The sequence below is a fragment of the Roseovarius sp. S88 genome (assembly GCF_037023735.1).
In the GTDB taxonomy this organism is placed as follows: domain Bacteria; phylum Pseudomonadota; class Alphaproteobacteria; order Rhodobacterales; family Rhodobacteraceae; genus Roseovarius; species Roseovarius phycicola.
In genome coordinates this window covers 667,626-681,560 of the sequence record NZ_CP146069.1, presented here as the reverse complement: position 1 = coordinate 681,560, position 13,935 = coordinate 667,626, and the positions used below count along the sequence as shown (strand labels likewise).

General features: G+C 58.5%; 16 protein-coding genes and 2 pseudogenes. 16 read left to right on the top strand and 2 right to left on the bottom strand.

Annotation, left to right across the window (positions count from 1 at the left end; genetic code table 11):
• Positions 1–53: 53 nt before the first annotated feature.
• Together accD and RZ517_RS03425 are read left to right on the top strand one after the other, a co-directional pair.
• Positions 54–1,010, top strand: a complete 957-nt coding sequence (accD, locus tag RZ517_RS03430) for an acetyl-CoA carboxylase, carboxyltransferase subunit beta (RefSeq protein WP_338550079.1) — start codon at positions 54–56, stop codon at positions 1,008–1,010.
• Positions 1,007–2,281, top strand: a complete 1,275-nt coding sequence (locus tag RZ517_RS03425; protein ID WP_338550078.1) for a bifunctional folylpolyglutamate synthase/dihydrofolate synthase — start codon at positions 1,007–1,009, stop codon at positions 2,279–2,281. Before accD ends, RZ517_RS03425 begins: the two co-directional genes overlap by 4 nt.
• A gap of 26 nt (positions 2,282–2,307) precedes the next feature.
• Here the strand turns inward: RZ517_RS03425 and RZ517_RS03420 are convergent, their stop codons facing one another.
• A complete protein-coding gene (locus RZ517_RS03420; protein WP_338550077.1) occupies positions 2,308–2,907 on the bottom strand; it encodes a GntR family transcriptional regulator in 600 nt (199 codons plus the stop codon).
• Positions 2,908–3,041: 134 nt separating this feature from the next.
• On the opposite strand from RZ517_RS03420, the gene RZ517_RS03415 reads away from it, so the two are divergent.
• The 14 genes and pseudogenes from RZ517_RS03415 (at position 3,042) to trmD (ending at position 12,611) form a co-directional block, all read left to right on the top strand.
• On the top strand, positions 3,042–4,301 hold the full coding sequence (locus RZ517_RS03415; RefSeq protein ID WP_338550076.1) for a hypothetical protein: 1,260 nt from the start codon (positions 3,042–3,044) through the stop codon (positions 4,299–4,301).
• Positions 4,302–4,310: 9 nt separating this feature from the next.
• Entirely contained in the window at positions 4,311–4,847 is a 537-nt protein-coding gene (locus tag RZ517_RS03410; protein WP_338550075.1) for a hypothetical protein, read from the top strand.
• Between the two features lie 212 nt (positions 4,848–5,059).
• A pseudogene (gene ffh, locus RZ517_RS03405) lies at positions 5,060–6,570 on the top strand (signal recognition particle protein).
• Positions 6,571–6,612: 42 nt separating this feature from the next.
• Positions 6,613–7,182 (top strand): GNAT family N-acetyltransferase, encoded by a 570-nt coding sequence (locus RZ517_RS03400; protein WP_338550074.1) that lies wholly within the window; start codon positions 6,613–6,615, stop codon positions 7,180–7,182.
• On the top strand, positions 7,179–7,766 hold the full coding sequence (locus RZ517_RS03395; RefSeq protein ID WP_338550073.1) for a GNAT family N-acetyltransferase: 588 nt from the start codon (positions 7,179–7,181) through the stop codon (positions 7,764–7,766). Before RZ517_RS03400 ends, RZ517_RS03395 begins: the two co-directional genes overlap by 4 nt.
• A 1-nt stretch (position 7,767) precedes the next feature.
• Positions 7,768–8,373, top strand: a complete 606-nt coding sequence (locus tag RZ517_RS03390) for a GNAT family N-acetyltransferase (protein WP_338550072.1) — start codon at positions 7,768–7,770, stop codon at positions 8,371–8,373.
• Positions 8,366–8,875 carry a GNAT family N-acetyltransferase gene (locus RZ517_RS03385; protein WP_338550071.1) on the top strand — a complete coding sequence of 170 codons (510 nt, stop codon included), beginning with the start codon at positions 8,366–8,368 and terminating at the stop codon, positions 8,873–8,875. The genes RZ517_RS03390 and RZ517_RS03385 overlap by 8 nt, the downstream gene beginning before the upstream one ends.
• The gene (locus RZ517_RS03380) at positions 8,872–9,168 is read left to right on the top strand and encodes a chorismate mutase (protein WP_338550070.1); all 297 of its coding nucleotides are present in this window, start codon (positions 8,872–8,874) and stop codon (positions 9,166–9,168) included. Before RZ517_RS03385 ends, RZ517_RS03380 begins: the two co-directional genes overlap by 4 nt.
• A gap of 47 nt (positions 9,169–9,215) precedes the next feature.
• A pseudogene (rpsP, locus tag RZ517_RS03375) lies at positions 9,216–9,608 on the top strand (30S ribosomal protein S16); the annotation flags it as partial.
• Between the two features lie 107 nt (positions 9,609–9,715).
• On the top strand, positions 9,716–10,345 hold the full coding sequence (gene bluB, locus RZ517_RS03370; RefSeq protein ID WP_338550068.1) for a 5,6-dimethylbenzimidazole synthase: 630 nt from the start codon (positions 9,716–9,718) through the stop codon (positions 10,343–10,345).
• 3 nt (positions 10,346–10,348) lie between these two features.
• Positions 10,349–10,495, top strand: coding sequence for a hypothetical protein (locus RZ517_RS03365; RefSeq protein WP_338550067.1), 147 nt, complete (start codon positions 10,349–10,351; stop codon positions 10,493–10,495).
• A complete protein-coding gene (gene rimM, locus RZ517_RS03360) occupies positions 10,492–10,998 on the top strand; it encodes a ribosome maturation factor RimM (RefSeq protein ID WP_338550066.1) in 507 nt (168 codons plus the stop codon). Before RZ517_RS03365 ends, rimM begins: the two co-directional genes overlap by 4 nt.
• A 3-nt stretch (positions 10,999–11,001) precedes the next feature.
• On the top strand, positions 11,002–11,814 hold the full coding sequence (locus RZ517_RS03355; protein ID WP_338550065.1) for a hypothetical protein: 813 nt from the start codon (positions 11,002–11,004) through the stop codon (positions 11,812–11,814).
• The gene (trmD, locus tag RZ517_RS03350) at positions 11,811–12,611 is read left to right on the top strand and encodes a tRNA (guanosine(37)-N1)-methyltransferase TrmD (protein ID WP_338550064.1); all 801 of its coding nucleotides are present in this window, start codon (positions 11,811–11,813) and stop codon (positions 12,609–12,611) included. The genes RZ517_RS03355 and trmD overlap by 4 nt, the downstream gene beginning before the upstream one ends.
• Here the strand turns inward: trmD and RZ517_RS03345 are convergent.
• Positions 12,608–13,477: a cobalamin B12-binding domain-containing protein gene (locus RZ517_RS03345; RefSeq protein ID WP_338550063.1), complete on the bottom strand. Its 870-nt coding sequence runs from the start codon at positions 13,475–13,477 to the stop codon at positions 12,608–12,610. The genes trmD and RZ517_RS03345 overlap by 4 nt on opposite strands.
• Positions 13,478–13,935: the final 458 nt, after the last annotated feature.

Below are 13,935 nucleotides of genomic sequence, written 5' to 3'. Positions count from 1 at the left end.
CGCGACCCCCATTATTTCAGGTGACGTTACGGGATAAAGGGGCATTCGCACCGATGAACTGGATCACCAACTACGTGCGGCCGCGCATCAACTCGATCTTTTCGCGCCGCGAAGTGCCCGAGAACCTTTGGTCGAAATGCGATGAATGCGGCACCATGCTCTTTCACCGTGAGCTGAAAGAAAACCTGAATGTCTGCACCTCTTGCGGACATCACATGCCCATCACCCCACGTGACCGCTTTGAAACACTCTTCGACGGCGGGGCCTTTGCCGAAATAGAGGTTCCCCTGCCCACGGCGGATCCCCTGCAGTTCCGTGACCAAAAGAAATACCCAGATCGCATGAAAACTGCGCAGAAGGACACAGGCGAAAAAGACGCCATGCTCGTGGCCTCTGGCGAAATCGGGCGTACCCCGGTGATCGTTGCGGCCCAGGATTTTTCCTTCATGGGCGGCTCGATGGGCATGTATGTGGGCAACGCTATCATCAAAGCCGCCGAAGAAGCTGTGAAGCACAAACGCCCTCTGATCCTGTTTTCCGCCGCTGGCGGCGCACGCATGCAAGAAGGCATCCTGAGCCTGATGCAAATGCCGCGTACAACCGTCGCCGTGCAAATGCTCAAAGAAGCCAACTTGCCCTATATCGTCGTGCTCACGCACCCCACCACCGGCGGCGTGACCGCGTCCTACGCCATGCTGGGTGATGTGCATATCGCAGAACCCAACGCGCTCATTTGCTTTGCCGGCCCCCGTGTGATCGAACAGACAATCCGTGAAAAACTGCCCGAAGGATTCCAGCGTGCCGAATACCTGCTCGACCATGGCATGCTCGACCGTGTCACGCCTCGTGGTGACATGCGCGATGAACTGATCACCATCACGCGCATGCTCCTGAGATTGCCACCTGCCGTGAAAGGCGACCTGCCAGCTCCGGAAGCCGACGAGACCCCCGAGGCAGCAAAACCGGACGCCACGGAAGCGCCCGACGCGAAAGACGCCACCAAGACATGAACCCCACATCTTCGGACGTCATCCTTGAGCGGATGATGTCGCTGCACCCCAAGATCATCGATCTCACTCTGGATCGGGTCTGGCGCCTGCTGGATCGCCTCGGCAACCCGCAAGAGGCATTGCCACCCGTCATCCATATCGCCGGAACGAATGGCAAAGGATCCACCCTTGCCATGATCCGCGCCGGGATCGAAGGCACAGGCCTAAGCGCCCATGCCTACACCTCACCGCATCTTGCCCGGTTTCACGAGCGCATACGCCTCGCGGGTGACCTGATCTGCGAACCAGACCTGAGCGCAGTGCTCGATGAATGCTACGCCGCCAAGGGCGAAGCGCCCATCACCTATTTCGAGATCACCACCTGTGCTGCTTTGCTCGCGATGTCACGGGTCAAAGCTGACTTCACGTTGCTAGAGGTCGGCCTTGGCGGACGACTGGACGCCACCAATGTCATCGCCAAACCGGCGCTGACGATCATTACACCTGTGTCGATGGATCATGAGCAATTCCTCGGCGACACGTTGGCAGCGATTGCAGGTGAAAAGGCGGGCATAATCAAGCGCAGTGTGCCTTGCGTTGTGAGCCCACAAGCCGATGACGCCATGGACGTGATTGAGGCCAAGGCACGCAGTTTGGGTGCGCCTCTGTTGGCGTATGGCCAACACTGGCATGTCACCACCGAACGCGGGCGGCTGATTTTTCAGGACGAAACCGGCCTGCGCGATCTGCCCCTGCCCATCCTGCCCGGCGCGCATCAGGTCGAGAATGCTGGCGCCGCCGTTGCTGCGCTGCGCCACTTGAACTTGAGCGATGCAGCCCTCGAAGCTGCCGTAACATCGGCCCAATGGCCTGCACGCTTGCAACGCCTGACGCAAGGCGCTCTCGCAGAAGCCGCACCGGAGGCAGAACTTTGGCTCGATGGAGGTCACAACCCCGCCGCCGGTCAAGCCCTGGCAAAGCACCTCGCCACCCTGCCCAAACGCCCCACCCACCTGATTTGCGGGATGTTGAACACCAAGGATATCTCTGGCTACCTGAACCCGCTGGCCGCTGTCGCCGACAGCCTGACAGCCGTTTCAATCCCCGGAGAAGCCAACACCCTGCCCGCCGCAGACACAGCCGCCGCAGCCACCTCCGCAGGCTTCACCGCAACAACCGCCGACAGCGCTGAAGACGCCCTGCGTCAGGTCACATCACAAACACCCAATGCTCGTGTCCTGATCTGTGGCTCACTTTATCTGGCGGGGCATATCTTGCGGGAGAACGGGTAACGACAGCGCCTCGGCGCAATCACGCCTTACTCCGCAAACTGCTCTTCAAACAAGGCCGCTGCGTCGCCAATATGACGTCTCAGACACGCCTCAGCCGCCGCGCTGTCACGCTTGCGACAGGCTTCGATCAGCTCGATATGCTCCGCGTCGGATTTGGCGCGCATTCCGGGCGGGGCTTTCAAAATGCATAGATACCGATCCGCCGCATTGAACAAAATATCGACCTGCGACAAAAGCCGCGGCCGGTTGCAGGGGCGGTAAAGCGTCATGTGAAACGCATGATTGAGTTGACCAAAACTAAGTGGGCCTGCCTCTGCGATATCCTGCTGAATACGTTCAGCCCCATCAATTTGAGCGTTGGTCAGATGCGCCATGGCCGACCGCATCGCCACACATTCAAGCGCCAGCCGCATGTCATAGATGTCGCGAAAATCATTCAGGCTGGTCTCTGCCACGTGGGTGCGCTTGTTGCTTTCGACGTTCACAAAGCCCATGGTTTCCAGATGCCGGATCGCCTCGCGAATGGGCATGCGGCTCACCCCAAATCTTTCTGCCAGCGCCTCCTGCCCCAAAGGCGCCCCCGGCGCGATCACGCCCCTAACAATGTCATTACGAATTTCCGTCACGATATCAGCTACTTGCGCGCTGGATATTTTGACGGGTGCGAATGCATCAGAGGATCGAACCGGAGCTTTCATAAACCAAGCATATCAGAACCAGTTGTTGACAGAAGTTATATTTTGTATCCAAAATTACCTTTATGAATACAATTCTTGTCAAAACTCTCTTTTTCCTCCTCGGCCTCACTGGTCTGGCATGGGCGCAAGAGGCCCCACGTTCGTTTTGTATTTTGGAGCCGCATGATCAGCTTTGCCCGGTCTTCCCCGAAGATCAGCCTGATTTCAGCCGCTTCTTTGAATACCGCGTCGTCAACGCCCCCGCCCAAGCGCCCTTCGATGAATACGCATGGCAAGCCTTTGTCGCTCTGAATTGGGATGCCGTTCGGCCCGGCAGCAATCTGCATGGATGGCGCGATTACGCCCGTGGCACTGAAGTGATGCGCACAGCCGATCCGGCGTGCCAAGCCTCCTCGCCTGAAACCGTGGTTCCCGACATCAGACAATCAGATGGCAACACTCTGATTGATCAAGCGGGCAACTTTATCGTTTACGAAAAGCGAATGAACACCGTTGCGCTCACCTATATCCTTGAAAATGAATTGAATATCCCGGAACAGCGGGCGCAGTTTGACCAAAAGATCAACTTCCCCTTGGGCGTGGATCAAGATCAGCCCGCCTCAGTGCTGATCAAAACAGCCTGGCGGATTCTGGATAGTTCCGGGTCCGAATATGTGGAAGCCTCTGGATTAATCCCGATCCCCAAACGACACACCCTCGAAAACCAAGACGCATGCCTGTCCGTGCGGCTCGGGCTAGTCGGAATGCATGTCGTCGCCAAGGTTCAAAGCGGCAACGGGGACAAATGGATCTGGGCCACGTTCGAGCATGTCGACAATGTTCCAACAGCACAAAACGCACGTGATATCAATTCACTATACGCCCAATCCCTCTTTCCGGACGGGTGTTTGCCTCCGGAAACACACTCCATCTCTGACTACCTTCTGTTTGACGCGACCTGCCCGGATTGCCCCACCAATGAGGCACCACCGGTAAGCTTGTTGTGGTCAGAAACACCCCCTTTGCACGCAATCTGGAAGGCACTCCGGCGCATCCATCACAGGTCGTTCGGTGCTGGGACATCTTTAGCCCCACACAGGAAACCAACACGGTCTGGCAGGCAAAACTGGCCGGGTCCAAACTGGCCAATTATATGCTCATCTCGTCGCAATGGCGCGGGGCCAATCCCGATCCGATCTTCGAGCACGGAGAACTGCCCAGATACCTCAGCAACACCACGATGGAGACTTACCTTCAGACAGATCCCAGTGGTACGTGCCTGGGCTGCCATGCGGGCGCTGAAACCGCCGAAGGGGCGTTTTCGGATTTCACATTTCTATTGAGGAACTGAGATGAAGCGCCTTCTGATAGGTTTAACCGCCACTTTACTTGCAGCAGGCCCCCTGACAGCCCAAGCCGCAGAATGTCTTGCCACGTTTCAAATTGAAACCGAAGCTGATCACGGCACACTGCCCTCAGGCTCTATATTGCAAGGCGAGATTGCCTATTCCGAAGGCCGCGCCCTGCGCATGGGCAATGAAACCGTGTCTTACCTGTCCACCGGTACGATCCGTGTCGTAGCTCTCGATGGCAGTTCCGTCAGCGGCGTGGTGCGCGCCGTGCACATGGTCCGCACACCGCATTTTGCCGACTACGCCTCGTTTGACGCCAAGAATGTCGACGGCAACCTTGGCGGAATAAGCGCCTATGAAGACCCGCTATTGATCACACTCTTTGCGCCACGCGGATCCCTCGAAAGCTTTGACTTGCCCAAAGATACGGAAGGGTGGACCGCACTGAGCCGACGGCAGGTGTTTCAGGTCCACACACCTGACACGATGTGGACCCTGCCGGGACGCGTGTTTGACTTTGAAGTCATGTGTGAATGACCCTATTAACAAGCTCAGACAGGCTTGACTCCATGCCCCCACAGGCCTAAACGCCCCTCAACATCACGGAAGGCATCTGTTCTTCCGGTCCCTTGGGCATCTGCCCGGGATCGCCCCCCACCAGCGAGTTTCGCCCGTGGGGGCGTTTATCGTTTGAACCGTTGCCCCTATCTTAGGGGTGACATCCCGAAACCGGCAAAGGAGGCCGAGGCATGTTTGAAAATCTTTCCGAACGTCTCTCTGGCGTTTTTGACCGGCTCACCAAACAGGGCGCGTTGTCAGAAGATGACGTCAAGACCGCCTTGCGCGAGGTGCGCGTGGCTCTGCTTGAGGCCGATGTGTCGCTGCCTGTCGCGCGTGACTTCATCAAACGCGTCCAGGAGGCGGCCACTGGTCAGGCGGTGACTAAGTCGGTCACCCCCGGTCAGCAGGTCGTCAAGATCGTGCATGATGCGCTGGTCGAAACGCTGACCGGCGAAGAAGACCCCGGCGCGCTTAAAATCGACAACCCGCCTGCCCCCATCCTGATGGTTGGCCTGCAGGGCTCGGGTAAGACCACGACAACTGCTAAATTGGCCAAACGTCTGAAAGAGCGCGATGGCAAACGCGTGCTCATGGCCTCGCTCGACGTCAACCGCCCGGCGGCCATGGAACAGCTTGAAATTCTGGGCCGTCAAATCGGTGTCGACACCCTGCCCATCGTCAAAGGCGAAGACCCCGTCGCCATCGCCAAACGCGCCAAAACCCAGGCCGGGCTTGGCGGCTATGACGTCTACATGCTCGACACGGCAGGCCGGTTGCATATCGATCAGGAACTCATCGCCCAGGCCGCCGCCGTGCGCGATGTGGCCAACCCGCGCGAAACCCTGCTGGTGGTCGATGGCCTCACCGGTCAGGACGCGGTGAACGTCGCCACCGAATTTGACGACAAGATCGGCGTCTCAGGCGTGGTCCTGACCCGGATGGATGGCGACGGGCGCGGCGGCGCGGCGCTTTCGATGCGCGCCGTGACAGGTAAACCCATCCGCTTTGTTGGCCTTGGCGAAAAGATGGACGCGCTCGAAACCTTCGAGCCTGAGCGCATCGCAGGCCGCATCCTTGGCATGGGTGACATCGTCAGCCTGGTGGAAAAGGCGCAAGAGACCATCGAGGCCGAACAGGCCGAACGCATGATGAAGCGCTTCACCAAGGGGCAGTTCAATATGAACGACCTCAAGATGCAGCTGGAGCAAATGCAAAAGATGGGCGGCATGGAAGGCGTGATGTCGATGATGCCCGGCATGGGCAAAATGAAAAACCAGATGGCCGAGGCCGGCATCGACGACAAAATCATCGCGCGTCAGATTGCCTTGGTCAATTCCATGACCAAGAAAGAACGCGCCAACCCCAAAATCCTGCAAGCCAGCCGCAAGAAACGCATTGCATCGGGCGCAGGCCTTGAGGTCAGCGAGTTGAACAAACTGCTGAAAATGCAGCGCCAGATGTCCGACATGATGAAGAAAATGGGCAAGATGGGCAAAGGCGGCATGCTCAAACAGGCTATGAAAGGCATGTTCGGCAAAGGCGGCCCCAGCCCTGAAGACGTGGCCGCCGGCATGGACCCCAAGGCACTGGAACAAGCCGCCAAACAAATGGGCAAGGGGCTGCCCGGTGGCGGATTGCCCGGTCTGGGCGGTGGCGCGTCTCTCCCCCCGGCCTCTCGGGCTTTGGCAAAAAGAAATAACCTGATGCTTCTTTCTTGTCTCAAATACCCACAAGGCACGGTATGACCCTGAGCCTCGCCATCCCCACCTTGGAGACACCGCGCCTTTTGCTGCGCGGCCCCAAACCTGCAGATTTCGATCCGCTGGCCGCGTTCCTGTTGGACAAAGACCGCTCCTGGGGGTTCGGCACGGAAAAAGACCGCCCCAAAGCATGGCGCTGGTTTGCGCTCTCCATCGGCCATTGGGCGCTAAAGGGCTACGGTTATTTCACCATGGAGTGGAAAGAAACCGGTGAACCCTGCGGCATCACAGGCATCTGGGACCCCGAAGGCTGGCCCGAACCTGAAATCGGCTGGGTTGTCTATGCCGGGTTTGAGGGGCGTGGCATCGCCTTTGAGGGTGCCGAGCGCGCGCGGCGGTGGGCCTATGAAGATCTTGGGTTTACCACGCTGACATCAAACATCGTGCCCGGCAATGAACGCTCCGTTGCTCTGGCCGAGCGGCTCGGGGCTACTTTTGAACGCGCCTATGACAATGTCGAGATGGGTGCAGAGCATCTCTACCGTCACCCCAGCCCGGCAGAGCTTGGGCTTGAGACGGATGCGGATGGCAGTCCGGAGGCTTACGCATGACGGAAATAGCCTTGCTCATGGAAAAGCCCTCGACACCTGTCGCCATGGCGCAGGCGGCGGATTTGTCTGCCCATTTGCCTAGCCTGCACACCGACCGTCTCACATTGCGCGCGCCTGTTCTCTCAGATTTCGACGCCTACGCCCAAATCGCCTGCAGCGCGCGTGGCGAAGGATTGGGCGGGCCGTTCAGTCGCGATGACGCCTGGTATGATTTCGCCTCTATGGTCGGCACATGGCTGTTACGCGGACATGGGATTTGGTCTGTTGAAGAAACCGCAACGGAACAGTTGCTGGGTTTCGTGGTGATCGGCTTTGAACCCGGCGATCAACATCATGAGCTTGGCTATATGATGCTGGAAGACATGGAAGGCCGGGGCTATGCCACGGAAGCTGCCAAAGCCGCACGCACCTATGCGCAGAACAGCTTGAACATTCAAGTGCTCGACAGCTACATCTTGCCCGGAAACACCAAGTCCATTGCCCTGGCAGAACGCCTTGGCGCGACATGTGTGGGCGACATTTCCTATCCCGAGGATGATGAACCGTCGCTCATCTACCGTCATCCAAATCCGGCGGAGGCATAAGATGGGCCATCGCGATATCCCGACATTGGACACCAAACGGCTGATCCTGCGCGCCCCTGCATCCGAGGATTACCCGGATTTCAAGGCCACCTTTGCCTCTTACCGCTCGCGGTTCATGGGTGGTCCGCTCAATGCTTATGAGACCTGGATGCTCTATGCCGCCGAGATCGGCCATTGGGAAATTCGCGGCTATGGCATGTGGATGATCCACGACCGTGCCACAGACGAAACGCTGGGCATGGCTGGGGGATGGTTTCCGGCCAAATGGCCCGAGCGTGAGATTGCCTGGATCATCTGGCCCGACAAGGCCGGGCATGGCTATGCGCTGGAAGCGGTCCACAAGGTCCGCGGCTTCCTCTATGCCCAGGGCGGCTGGGACAGCGCGGTCAGCTACATTGACCCCAAGAACCTCGATTCCATCCGGCTGGCAGAGCGTCTTGGCTGTGTGAAGGACCCTGACGCGCCCACGATTGACGGCTCCGACGCGGTCTATCGCCACCCAAGCCCTGATCGTCTTACATCCGGTCAAATTCTCGACGGCATCGAGCTTGAGATCGCGCACTATGCCGACCCCCTCTTTAAACCGAAAGGATGGGCTCTTGACTGACGTTCCTGAACTCACGACCGAACGTCTGGTGCTGCGCGGCCCAGTCGGAGACGATTTCGCCATATTTGCCGCATTCTACGCTTCGGACGCTGCCCGTTATATTGGCGGGCCGCTAGGCATTGCCGATGCGTGGAGGCTGTTTGCCGCAGATGTTGGGCATTGGTCGCTAAAGGGATTTGGCTGGTGGACGGTGATCGAAGACGATACCGTGGTGGGCTCCGTCGGTTTGCACCACCCCGCCCATCATGATGACATAGAGATTGGCTGGAATACATATTCCGGCGCCGAAGGGCGCGGCATAGCAACCGAGGCTGCAACCGCAGCCCTAAACTGGGCCGCCTCCGTGCTGAAACCAGAACGCCTCGTCAGCTACATCGCCGAAAGCAATCTAGCCTCGATGAAGCTGGCCGAACGACTAGGAGCAACTTTGCAGCCTGGGCGCGCATCCCATGCTGCCGACAACCTGATCTACCTGCACGATCTTTCGAGGTACGCAAAATGACTGACGCAAGCAACCGTGCCGCAGACCTTCTCAAGGAGCATCGGGAAAGCATCGACCGACTCGATGCCATTCTCGTCTACACGCTGGGCGAGCGGTTCAAGCACACCCAAGCTGTGGGCAAGCTCAAGGCCGAACATGACCTTCCCCCGTCCGATCCCACCCGCGAAGCGGCGCAGATCGCACGGCTTGAAGATTTGGCAAACCGGGCCGATCTCGACCCGGAATTCGCCAAGAAATTCCTGAATTTTATCATCGCTGAAGTCATTCAGCACCACAAACAACATCAAACGTAGGGTGGGATTTCATCCCACCTCCACGCCATTCCAAGGAGAACACTAAAATGGCCATGAAAATCCGACTTGCCCGTGGCGGCAGCAAGAAACGCCCCTTCTATCGCATCGTGGCAGCTGACAGCCGCATGCCACGCGATGGTCGCTTCATTGAAAAGCTGGGCACATATAATCCGCTGCTTCCAAAAGACAGCGAAGAGCGCGTGAAAATGAACATGGAACGCATCCAGTACTGGCTCGACCAAGGCGCACAGCCTTCGGACCGCATCGCGCGCTTCCTCGAAGCGGCTGGTCATTCAGAAAAGACAGAACGCAACAACCCCAACAAGGGCGAGCCCGGCCAGAAAGCAAAGGACCGCGCCGAGGAGAAGGCCGAGAAAGCCAAAGCTGCAGAAGAAGCCCCAGCTGAGGAAGCCCCGGTCGAAGAAGCCGCCGCAGAAGAGGCCCCTGCCGAGGAAGCGCCTGCCGAAGAGGCCGCCGCGGATGAGGCCCCTGCCGAAGAAGCGCCCGCCGAGGAAGCCGAGGAAAGCTGATCTTGGCCTGATCTGGAATGTCGACGTTTTCCCAAGACTTCCAGTCTGAGCTGTCGGAATTGATGCGGTGGCGGCGTGATGTGCGCCACTTCCGCACCGATCCGGTGGACGCCACGGTTTTGTCCGCCTGTCTTGACGCCTTTCTCTTGGCCCCATCCGTGGGGCTGAGCGAGCCATGGCGGCTTGTCCGTCTTGAAAGCGAGGCGGCCCGGCAGGCGGCGCTGACAAATTTCACCGCGGCCAATGCCGAGGCGCTCGAAGGCTATGCCGGAGACCGCGCACAGCTTTACAGCCGCCTGAAACTCTCGGGCATGCAAGAGGCCCCGGTGCAACTGGCGGTCTTTTGCGACGAGGCCACCGACAAAGGTCAGGGCCTTGGCGCGGGCACCATGCCAGAGATGCGCCGTTACTCGGTGGTGGCCGCCATCACGCAATTCTGGCTTGCTGCGCGCGCGGCGGGCCTGGGTGTGGGGTGGGTGTCGATCCTGGATCCCGAACAGCTGCAGCGCGATCTTGATGTCCCGGAAAGCTGGCGGCTGGTGGCCTATCTCTGCGTCGGCTGGCCCGAGGCCGATCACCAATCCCCCGAGTTGGAACGCGCCGGATGGGAAGACCGCCGCGGCACCCTGCCCATAGAGGAACGCTAGGACATGTTTCGCCTCATCCGCCTTGTGATCTTCACGATGCTCGCCTTCGTGGCGGGTGTGTTTTATGAGCGGAGCAACACAAGCCAGGCCTGTGATGCGCTTGGGGGCGACATGGCGGGTGGGCTTTGCATCACGCAAGGTGGATCATGACCGACCGCATTTGCATCGCTGCCATCGCAGGCGCTTTTGGCGTCCGGGGTGAGGTGCGGCTCAAGGCGTTCACCGCCACGCCCGAGGATGTGGCCGCCTATGGCGCGGTCACGACTGAAGATGCGGCACAAAGCTTTACCATCACCCTCAGCGGCCAGACCACCAAGGGCGCGCTCATCGCCCGGCTGTCTGGCATCGCCACCAAGGAACAGGCCGAGGCGCTCAAAGGCACGCGGCTTTATGTGGACCGCACCCGCCTGCCCAATCTGCCGGATGATGAATACTACCACGCCGATCTCATCGGGCTGGAGGTCTATGATACCGGCGGCACGCTTTTGGGCACGGTGAAATCCGTGCTCAATCACGGCGCGTCGGACATCCTCGAAGTCCTGGTCCCCGGCCTGCCCGCGCCCGCGCTTTTGCCGTTCACACTCGAAGCGGTGCCCACCGTTGACCTAACCACTGGCCGCATCATCGCCGACCCGCCTGATGGGGTGTTCTGAGCCATGCACGTGATCCTGCATCCGGGCTTTCACAAGACGGGCACCTCCAGCCTGCAACGCGGGCTGGCCGCGCATGACGCGGTTATGTCGCCGCGTCTGCGCTATGTGCTGATGACGGAAATGCCCGATGTAATTCGCGCGGCGCGGAAATACTCGCGCAAACCCAAGCCCCTGAACCTTACGGCTTTTGGCCAGGCTTTCGATACCTTTATCCAGGGCCTTAACGCCGACGAAACACGCCCACTTCTGATCACCAGCGAAGATCTGTCTGGACTGATTCCGGGCAAATATGGTGTCGAGACTTATGCCGCGTCCTCCCCTCTGATGGCGCGCGCGGTTGATGGTCTTCTGACCCGGTTTGGGCCTAAGACCAAGATCGATGTTTGGTACACAACGCGCGCGCCCGAAGCCTGGCAGCGCAGCGTATACTATCAGCTTTTACGCGGTGTTCGACTGACAGACGATTTCACCAGCTTTCAAAACATCTGGGCCAACGCGGCGCGCCTCGACGATGTTGTGGCCCAAACAGCGCAACTGGTGGAGGGCAAAGCGCACGTGGACGCCGGGCGTCTCGAATCCTGTTCCGGCACAGCGCTTGGCCCGCTTGGGATGTTCCTCGACCGCTACGGCATCTCGACCGAAGGGCTACCTCCCCTTCCCATCGAAAATGTGCAGCCGCATGGTGTTGCGGAGGAGCTGTTGAAAATAAATCGCTCGAACATGAGTGATGAGGTGGCAACCGAAGCCAAACGACGCATTCTGAACCGGCATCGTAGTGCTGGTGCGACAACGCAGCCTGCGGGAGGTTCAAAATGAGAAACGCCCCTACCCGATCCCACGGCCGCAAGTCGATTGCCGCCTCGTCAAAGCCCCGCAGTTTGATGGAGACAGAAGATCGTTTGGCCCACGCATGGCGGGCCGTTGTCGTCACGTTGCTGCCGGATGCCTTTCCCGGCGTTTTGGGCCAAAGCCTGACGGGCAAGGCTCTGAAAGATGGGGTTTGGCAGCTTGCTCCTGTTGATTTGCGCCCGTTCGGCGACGGCAAGCATCGCAATGTTGACGACACGCCAGCCGGTGGTGGTGCGGGGATGGTCTTGCGCGCGGATGTCATGGGACACGCCATCGAAGATGCCTTGGCCCGTTCTGCACCCGACGCGCCACTGATTTACCTCAGTCCACGCGGCAAACCCTTTGACCAGAACCGCGCACGGGACCTGGCCAGCGGCCCGGGCGTGACACTCATATGCGGACGGTTTGAGGGACTCGATCAACGGGTGATTGACCACTACGACATCGAGGAAATCTCGATGGGTGATTATGTTCTGACCGGCGGCGAGATTGCGGCACAAGCTTTGCTTGATGCATGCGTGCGACTGCTGCCCGGTGTTTTGGGAAATGAAAGCTCGACCGAAGAAGAAAGCTTTTCCAATGGCTTACTGGAGCACCCGCAGTACACTCGCCCTGCCGAATGGCAGGGACGACAGATCCCTGACGTGTTGATGTCCGGACACCACGGCGAGATCGCCAAGTGGCGGCAAAAGATGTCAGAGGCGCTGACAAAAGACCGTCGGCCGGACCTGTGGGATCGTTGGCGAAAAAAGACCCCGCGTTAACCTTTGTCAGCGGTCCTGACAACATGCAGGTGAGATCGATCTTTTCGCAGTTCCCAAATCTCGTTCATTTTGGATTTCGCCTCATCAACGTCCTCAAAGACACCATCAAGTTCCATCCAAGCCAGTTTTGGCCGGATACTCATGACACCGTGGCCACTTAATACAATCGGCGTGTTTGGGCGGCTAATGTGGAGCGCAACCACCAGTTTTGACAGGGCATCTAGCGCATGGCCCCCTCCCATCGAAAGGCCAATTACATCCGTGGGCGTGTGTTCGATCTCTGAAATCAGTTGATCGTGATCCAGCCCGACTTTCATCGCGATATTCCAACCGTCTTTTTGGAACAAATCCGCGGCCATGTGCATTCCCAGAACATGTTGCTCACCAGGCACTGATGCGAAGATCGCGGTTTTCTGCTCCAGCCGGACGGTGGACTCAAAGAGATGGCTCATGCTGCGCATGATGGCCAGCAAACGGCCCGTGCCCACGGTCACTTGCCAAAAACCGACGCGATCTTCCTCCCACCAGTCCCCTAACATGCGCGCGGCTGCCGCGAGATATGACAGATAAACAAACTCCGGGGATACTTGCTTTGCGTTCAGCCGAAGAATGATGTCGGCCGCCGCTGTGTCATTCTCCGAAATCAGAGCCGCGCAAAAATCTGCGAGCACCTCTTCTGATGGGGCGATGTCATGAAGTGTTGTGTCCAATGACACGTCTCTCTCGGCCAGACGCCTCAAAGCTTCGCGGGCGAGGCTTTCAACTTTGTCCTCGGGCAAAGATTTCGCGCGTCTAAGCAAGTTGAATTGTCGCTTGACGTAGGCCTTAAAGTCAAAAACTTGTAGTGTCTGCGTTTCGAAAGCCAAGTGCCGTCCTCCCGTTGCTGCACTTACTTCAGATCCTATTCCACCCTTTCAAAAATGATTCCATCGACCCTTGAATTTCCCTCGATCATTCAAGAATCATAGGGAGCGTAACATAGAGTTGTGCGGTTTTCATCCTGCCAAAAAGGGACAGGCTCAGAACTGCGAATAGCCGCGCTTCATGGTCTCGTCAGCATGGATTGTAATCGGGGAGTCATGGGGTCGTTGGCCCGCAATGCGGTCCACTATTGATACGCGCATCATTTGCCCCTATACCCCGCCTGTCCGGGGCTCGCCTGAGTCGTCTGGACCTGTTTGATGTGGCATACCCCTTGTTTTCTTCGGTTTGGGTCCCGTCGCAAAGAACAGTACAGAACAAGATATGACAACCTGATCTCTGGCGGGCGCTGTGGCGGACCCGGAAGAAGACCAAGAGCTCTGAGGGCGCGCATCACTTTGCG